The sequence below is a fragment of the Acidovorax sp. SUPP950 genome (genome assembly GCF_030158935.1).
Taxonomy (GTDB): Bacteria; Pseudomonadota; Gammaproteobacteria; order Burkholderiales; family Burkholderiaceae_C; genus Paracidovorax.
In genome coordinates, this window is sequence record NZ_BQXE01000005.1 from 283,566 (window position 1) to 291,049 (window position 7,484).

General features: G+C 68.0%; 7 protein-coding genes. All 7 read left to right on the forward strand.

Annotation, left to right across the window (positions count from 1 at the left end):
• The first annotated feature begins 89 nt into the window (after positions 1 to 89).
• The gene (locus tag AVME950_RS19890; protein WP_272549346.1) at positions 90 to 1,097 is read left to right on the forward strand and encodes a fumarylacetoacetate hydrolase family protein; all 1,008 of its coding nucleotides are present in this window, start codon (positions 90 to 92) and stop codon (positions 1,095 to 1,097) included.
• Positions 1,094 to 2,191, forward strand: a complete 1,098-nt coding sequence (locus tag AVME950_RS19895; protein ID WP_284431118.1) for a TraB/GumN family protein — start codon at positions 1,094 to 1,096, stop codon at positions 2,189 to 2,191. Before AVME950_RS19890 ends, AVME950_RS19895 begins: the two co-directional genes overlap by 4 nt.
• 102 nt (positions 2,192 to 2,293) lie before the next feature.
• Positions 2,294 to 3,283 carry a Bug family tripartite tricarboxylate transporter substrate binding protein gene (locus AVME950_RS19900; RefSeq protein ID WP_284431119.1) on the forward strand — a complete coding sequence of 330 codons (990 nt, stop codon included), beginning with the start codon at positions 2,294 to 2,296 and terminating at the stop codon, positions 3,281 to 3,283.
• 107 nt (positions 3,284 to 3,390) lie between these two features.
• The gene (locus AVME950_RS19905) at positions 3,391 to 3,960 is read left to right on the forward strand and encodes a hypothetical protein (RefSeq protein ID WP_284431120.1); all 570 of its coding nucleotides are present in this window, start codon (positions 3,391 to 3,393) and stop codon (positions 3,958 to 3,960) included.
• A gap of 64 nt (positions 3,961 to 4,024) precedes the next feature.
• On the forward strand, positions 4,025 to 4,876 hold the full coding sequence (locus AVME950_RS19910; protein ID WP_284431121.1) for a hypothetical protein: 852 nt from the start codon (positions 4,025 to 4,027) through the stop codon (positions 4,874 to 4,876).
• Between the two features lie 188 nt (positions 4,877 to 5,064).
• Positions 5,065 to 6,228, forward strand: a complete 1,164-nt coding sequence (locus tag AVME950_RS19915) for an iron-containing alcohol dehydrogenase (RefSeq protein ID WP_284431122.1) — start codon at positions 5,065 to 5,067, stop codon at positions 6,226 to 6,228.
• Positions 6,229 to 6,408: 180 nt separating this feature from the next.
• The gene (locus tag AVME950_RS19920; RefSeq protein WP_284431123.1) at positions 6,409 to 7,092 is read left to right on the forward strand and encodes a type 1 glutamine amidotransferase domain-containing protein; all 684 of its coding nucleotides are present in this window, start codon (positions 6,409 to 6,411) and stop codon (positions 7,090 to 7,092) included.
• The last annotated feature ends 392 nt before the right edge of the window (positions 7,093 to 7,484 follow it).

Sequence of the window (7,484 nt, forward strand, 5' to 3'; positions counted from 1 at the left end):
AGTTTTGTTTAGTTAAATCAATTTAACCATTCGTAATTCGTGCCGGGCACCCGCCGCCGGTGCGTTGGAAGACAAGAGGTCTGAGCCCCATGAAACTCGCCACCTACAAAGATGGTTCCCGCGACGGCCAGCTGGTCGTCGTCTCCCGCGACCTGGGCACGGCCCATTATGCGACCGGCATCGCGAGCCGCCTGCAGCAGGTGCTGGACGACTGGGGCTTCCTGTCGCCCCAGCTGCAGGACCTGTACGACCAGCTCAACGCCGGCCGCGCCCCGCACGCGTTCCCCTTCGATCCTGCCCAGTGCATGGCCCCGCTGCCGCGCGCCTACCAGTGGGCGGACGGCTCCGCTTACATCAACCACGTCGAACTGGTGCGAAAAGCGCGCAACTCCGAGGTGCCCGAGAGCTTCTATACCGACCCGCTGATGTACCAGGGCGGCAGCGACGACTTCATCGGCCCGCGCGACGACGTGGTCGTGCCGAGCGAGGCCATGGGCATCGACTTCGAGGCCGAGATCGCCGTCGTTACCGGCGACGTGAAGATGGGCACCACGCCCGAGCAGGCGCTGGACGGCATCCGCCTGGTCATGCTGGCCAACGACGTCTCGCTGCGCAACCTCATCCCGGCCGAACTGGCCAAGGGCTTCGGCTTCTTCCAGTCCAAGCCCGCCACCGCGTTCAGCCCGGTCGCCATCACGCTCGACGAGCTGGGCGACGCCTGGGACCAGGGCCGCGTGAACCTCACGCTGCAATCGACCTGGAACGGCCGCAAGGTCGGCATGTGCGATGCCGGCCCCGAGATGACCTTCCACTTCGGCCAGCTCATCGCCCACGTGGCCAAGACGCGCAACGTGCGCGCGGGCTCCATCATCGGCAGCGGCACGGTCAGCAACCGCGGCGTGGAGCAGAACGGCCGCACCGAGTGGCCCAAGGGCTACAGCTGCATCGCCGAAAAGCGCTGCATCGAGACCATCCAGGACGGCAAGCCCTCCACCGAGTTCATGAAGTTCGGCGACACCATCCGCATCGAGATGAAGAACAAGGCCGGCCAGAGCCTGTTCGGCGCCATCGACCAGAACATCGCGGCCCCGCAATGACGACCCGCGCGGGGCTGGCCCGGCTCGCGCTGGCGGCGTGGCTGTTGCTGCCGGGCGCCTTGCTGGCGCAGCAGGCGCCGGCCATGGCCGCGCCAGCCGCTGCCCCCGCGAGCGCCGCCAGTGACGATGGCCGCGGTGCCCCGCGCTCCTGCCCGCCCGAGGCGGCCCCCTTCGATCCGGCCGAGATGCCGCAGGCCCTGCGCCATGCGCGCGACCGCGGCCTGCTGTGGCGCATCGACAAGGACGGGCGCACCAGCTGGCTCTACGGCACCGTGCACGCGGCCGAGCGCGGCTGGATGTTCCCCGGCCCGACGGTGCGCGCGGCCGTGATGGCCTCGGACCGCGTGGCGCTCGAACTCGACCTGCTGGACCCGGCCGTGATGCAGGCCCTGCAGGCGGCCATGGTGGCCCCGCCCGGTGCGCCCCCGCTGCCGCCGGCCCTGGCCGCCCGCCTCGCCGCCCAGGTGGATGCCGCCTGCCTGGCGCCGGCGATCGCCCGCTTGCGGCCCGAGCTGCAGGCCGTGACGCTCGTGGGGCAGTCGGCGCGCCGCTCGGGCGTGGACCTGGCCTACGGCATCGACGCCGTCATCGCCGGCATGGCCCGCGCGACGGCCAAGCCCATCGTGGCGCTGGAAACCCCCGAGCAGCAGATCCGCCTGCTCACCTCCGACGACCCGGCCCGCACCGCGGCCGCCGTGGGGGCGGCGCTCGACCAGCTCGAAGGCGGGCAGGCGCAGCGCTCCATCACCCGGCTCACCCGGGCCTGGGCCGACGGGCGCCTGAACGTGCTGCAGACCTATCCGCAATGGTGCGAGTGCCTCGCCAGCGAGGCCGAGCAGGCCGAATACCGGCAGATGGTGGACGCCCGCAACCCCGGCATGGCCCGCGGCATCGCCGCCGCCCATGACGCCGGGCACCGCGTGTTCGCCGCCGTGGGCGCGCTGCACATGGCGGGCCCCCAGGGGCTGCCGGCCCTGATGGCGCAGCAGGGCTTTCGCGTGCAGCGCGTGGTGTTCCCCGCGCCGGTGCCGCAAGCCGCACCGCCTCGCGGGGCTGGAATTGATTCCAAGCCAGATCAGGCCCCAGCGCAATGAAATCTAGGGCATATCGCTATCAAATTAGTAGCAAATAGAACAACACGGATGCCCACCGACGCATCCCTTTCCCCCGACCATCCCCTTGAAGGAGACAAAACCATGCACCGCAGAACCCTGCTCAAAAACGCCCTGGCCGCCGCTGGCGCCACCGCCGGCGCCGCCATGCCCTGGGCGGCCCGGGCCCAGTCCGACTACCCCAGCCAGCCGATCCGGTGGGTCGTGCCGTACCCGGCCGGCGGCGGCACCGACGTGCTGGCGCGCACCGTGGCCGAAGCCCTGCGCGGCCCGCTGGGCCAGCAGATCGTGGTGGACAACCGCCCCGGCGCCTCCACCAACATCGGCGCGCAGATGGTCGCCACCGCCAAGCCCGACGGCTACACGCTCATGTCCGCCGACAACGCCCTGCTGGCCTACAACGAGCACCTGTTCAGCAAGCTGCCGTTCAGCCCGGAAAAGGACTTCACCTACATCGCCGGCCTGAGCCGCTTTCCGCTCGCCCTGGTGGTGCACCCGGCCTTCGAGGCCAGGACCGTCAAGGACCTGCTGGCCTACGCGCGCGCCAACCCGGGCAAGCTCAACTACGCCTCACCGGGCAACGGCTCGCCGCACCACCTGGCGATGGAGATGTTCAAGAACCGCACGCAGACCTTCCTGACCCACATCCCCTACCGCGGCGCCGCGCCTGCGCTGCAGGACGTGATGGGCGGGCAGGTGCCCTGCATGTTCCTCGACCTGGCCGCCGGCCTGCCGGTGATCCAGGCCGGCAAGGTGCGGGCGCTCGCCATCGGCTCGGCCAAGCGCGTGCCCGGCCTGCCCGACGTGCCCACCCTGGCCGAGGCCGGCGTGCCCAACACCGAGGTCTATGCCTTCCAGGGCGTGCTCGGCCCCGCCGGCCTGCCGTCCGCGCTGGTGACCCGCCTCAACACCGAGGTCAACAAGGCCCTGGCCAGCCCGCCGGTGGTCAAGCGCATGCAGGACTTCGGCATGGAGCCCCTGGGCGGCACGCCCGAGCAGTTCCGCGCGATGGCCCGCGCGGAGGCCAAGCGGTGGGGGGAGATCATTAAGGCGGCGGGGGTGAAGCTGGATTGAGGGCAAAGGGTTGCGGAGCCCCTGCGAAACGCACATATCCCGCCAGGCGGAACGAATTGAAGATCGGGATTTAAACTACGGCTCCCTCGTGTTTTTCCCGACTTGCCATGCATTCGATATTTCGCCTGCCCCTTGGCTGCATGCCTTCGCGGGAATGGCTTAGCGCCGGCCGGACCGTCCTGACCTTTGCCGCTTTGTTGATAGGCGGTGCTGCCGGTGCCACGCAGGCCGCCGCCCAACGTGCATTGCCAGTCCCGGCCGATTCTGCTTTTTCGAAACCGGCGTCCGGCCACATCGCTTCGGCGGACACCCTCAAGGCGTTTTTGGGCAAGCTTCGCCAGAATCGGCGTGAAAACCGTTTTTGCTTCGTGCAGGAGCGGCTTGATGCCGCGCAGCCGGCGGAGCGCGACACGATCTGGATGGTGTGGACCACGGGGGCGAGGATCTACACCTTGACCAATGACCCCGGCGGCCCCCGCGAAGATCCCGCCAGCGAGGCGGCAGGGCTGGTGAACTCCAATCCCGTCAATCTGAAGACAGACGTGGTGGCCACTCAGGACGAGGTAGGAACCAGCACCTTCCTCGTGACCCGTGCCTGGGCGGACCGCATCGTCAACCAATGCCAGCGCGTTGGGGTCACCGTCCGGATGCCTCCTTTCGCAGGGGTTGTGCGGTAGCGCATTTCGCGAACGCTTTGGCGCGCTGGACGATCCCGGCCGCTTTTTCTTATTCAAAAACCTGATGCCCAATGCCCTCTTGAAGTTTGCGTATGACGCTCCCGTGCCCAGCGTATTGACCTTGGTGGTAGGCAACCAACTGCGCGTCAAGCTCGAGTCCATCGACAAGCGCCAAAAGCTCGTGGCCGTGAGCGACATCCCTAATCTGCTCCAGGTCACGAGCACCACCCACAATGCCCGAGCCGACTCGTGGGCTTTCGTGGTCACGGCACTGCGCGAGGGCAACGCAAAGCTTGCGATCCAGGTGCAGCAGGGAGTTGGGGCACCAGTGCTAACCATTACTCCGCCCCTGGTGACCGTCAACATCAAAAAGGCGGTGGTGTTGCCGGATGCCGCTTCCGATGCGGGCCTGTTGATACGGCTGTTCCTGGCCGAGGCGCCTGCCCCGCAACGATGGAAGGTACTGGGCGTGAAGGATGTCGCGCAGGCCCAGCAGGGCATGCGCCTGATGCGCCGTGTGATCGTCAACCGGCTGAACTCAGGCAATACGAAAGAGTTCGGGGCAGCGAATGCAGGGAGCCTTGCAGACATCGTGCGCGGCAGCGATGGCGGGCAAGTCCAATTCAGGGGGTTCGACCACTACCCGCAACTGGATGCCGAAAAGCGATCGCAAATCGATGATGTGATGGCGCTGGTCAACGATGCCACCAATACGCAATGGCATGCCAGCTATGCGGCGTTCTACGAGGCCGCCTTCGCTGCGGCCACCGAAAGCCTGCCACCCGATCCCAGCCCCACCGGGCTCTACGGTTGGCGCACCGACAAACGGGGAGCGCCCTCCGTCGAGTTCAAACCCTTCACTTCGTCGGGCGGCAACACTTTTTTCATGCACTCGCGATACCGGCTGAGGCCCTGAGCGGGAGCGGAGTCGGTGCGGTAGCAACCTGCTCATTCCGATGGATGCCTTTACAAGCCGGGGTTCGTCCCCATCTCTGGGAAATTGCAACCCATCGGGCTGGTTCCACGACGGGTTTGCATCGCCTGCTCACATCGAGGCAAGGCGCATTGCGCTGCGCATAACAACCCCACCCGGAGAAAGCTCCCATGCTGAATTTCGACTTCCACAACCCCACGCACATCGCCTTCGGAAAAGGCCGCATCGCCGACCTGGACCGACTGGTCCCGGCACAGGCCAAGGTGCTGATCCTGGTGGGGGGCGCCAGCGCCGAGAAGACCGGCACACTGGCCGAAGTGCGGGCGGCGCTGGGGGGCCGGCAGCACGCCACGTTCGCGGGCATCGAGCCCAATCCGAGCTACGAGACCGCAATGAACGCCGTGGCGCAGATCCGCGAGGGCGGGTTCGACTTTCTGCTGGCGGTGGGCGGCGGCTCGGTGATCGATGCGGTGAAGTTCATCGCCGCGGCCGTGCCGTTCGAGGCCGGCGACCCGTGGGCCATCCTGGAAAAGCGTGGCAGCAACGTGGCCCGCGCGCTGCCGTTCGGCGCGGTGCTCACCCTGCCCGCCACGGGCTCCGAGATGAACAACGGCGGCGTGATCACGCACCGCGCCAAGGGCGCCAAGCTGGCCTTCGGCAGCCCGCACACCTATCCGGTCTTCTCGGTGCTCGATCCCACCAAGACCTACACGCTGCCGCCGCAGCAACTGGCCAACGGCGTGGTCGATGCCTTCGTGCACACGGTGGAGCAGTACCTCACCTACCCCGTCAACGGCGCGGTGCAGGACCGCTTCGCCGAGGGCATTTTGCAGACGCTGATCGAGATCGGGCCGCGCATCCTGGCCGCGCCTGAGCCGGTGTACGACGACCGCGCCAACCTGATGTGGACCGCCACGCTGGCGCTCAACGGCCTGATCGGCGCGGGCGTGCCGCAGGACTGGGCTACGCACATGATCGGCCACGAGATCACCGCGCTGCACGGCATCGACCATGCGCGCACGCTGGCCGTGGTGCTGCCGTCCCTGCTGCAGGCGCAGCGCGGTGCCAAGCGCGCCAAGCTGCTGCAGTACGGCGAGCGCGTGTGGGGCATCCGCGCCGGCACCGAGGACGAGCGCATCGACGCGGCCATCGCCGCCACGCGCGATTTCTTCGAGCGCATGGGCATTCCCACCCGGCTGTCGGCCTACGGCGTGGGCGCGGACAGCGTGGCCACGCTGGTGGCGCAACTGGAGGCGCACGGCATGGTGCGGCTGGGCGAGCACCGCGACGTGACGCCCGAGGTGAGCCGCCGCGTGCTCGAAGCGGCGCTCTGAACGGGCCCGGCAAGGCCCCGCGGCCCCCTGGAGCGCGTGCCACGGGCGGCAGGCCACCGTCTGTGCCCGCGCCCGTTCTTTGCGGGCCCCCTTCCATTCGGCGGTGCCGGCCCCATCTGGGGGCAGGCGCTTTCGCTGGCGCTTCTCCTCTTTTTCTGATCTCCCTTTGAAAGCACCGCCATGGCAAAGAAAATCCTGATGGTCCTCACCTCCCACGACCAGCTGGGCGACACCGGCAAGAAGACGGGCTTCTGGCTCGAAGAGTTCGCCGCGCCCTACTACGTGTTCCAGGACGCAGGCGCCGAGATCACGCTGGCCTCGCCCCAGGGCGGGCAGCCTCCGCTGGACCCCAAGAGCGACGAGCCCGATGCGCAGACCGACGCCACGCGCCGCTTCAAGGCCGATACCGAGGCGCAGAAGCACCTGGCCAGCACGCTGCCCCTGTCCGGCATGAACCCCGACCACTTCGACGCCGTGTTCTACCCCGGCGGCCACGGCCCGCTGTGGGACCTGGCGGAAGACGCCCATTCCATCGCGCTGATCGAGAACACGTTCGCCGACCGCAAGCCCCTGGCCCTGGTGTGCCATGCGCCCGGCGTGCTGCGCCACACCAAGACGGTGGGCGGCCAGCCGCTCGTGCAGGGCCGCAAGGTGACCGGCTTCACCAACACCGAGGAAGAAGGCGTGCAACTCACCAAGATCGTGCCCTTCCTGGTGGAGGACATGCTGAAGGAGCGCGGCGGCCAATACGCCAAGGGCCCCGACTGGGCGCCTTTCGTGCTGACCGACGGCCTGCTGGTGACGGGGCAGAACCCCGCATCGTCCGAGCCGGCGGCGCACGCGCTGCTCAAGCTGCTGGGCTGAGCCGGGCTGCTTGCCTGCAGAGGCAGGCGGCTCCGATTCAAGCGTGCTGCAGCGGCGCCGGCCCGCGGCGAGGGGCGGCGTGCCGGTGCAGAACGGCACTGCAACAGTGCGTTGCTGGTGCGGAAAATGGATGAGCGAATGGGGCCGCTTTCAGCATCTGCTGCGCTGCTCCTGGTGCTGCCATGGATGGGCAGCCGGCGAGGAGGGCTTTTCGCATGCCGGGATATGATGACCGTCGTTTCAATGCCACAGCCTGTGTGAAGGTCTGCCCACGATGACACGCCGCGTCACGATCCAAACGCCATTGGGAGAACAGCTGCAGTTTCGCCGCCTGCAGGGCAAGGAAGCGCTCTCCGAGCTGTTCGCGTTGGATGTGGATCTGCTGAGCGAGA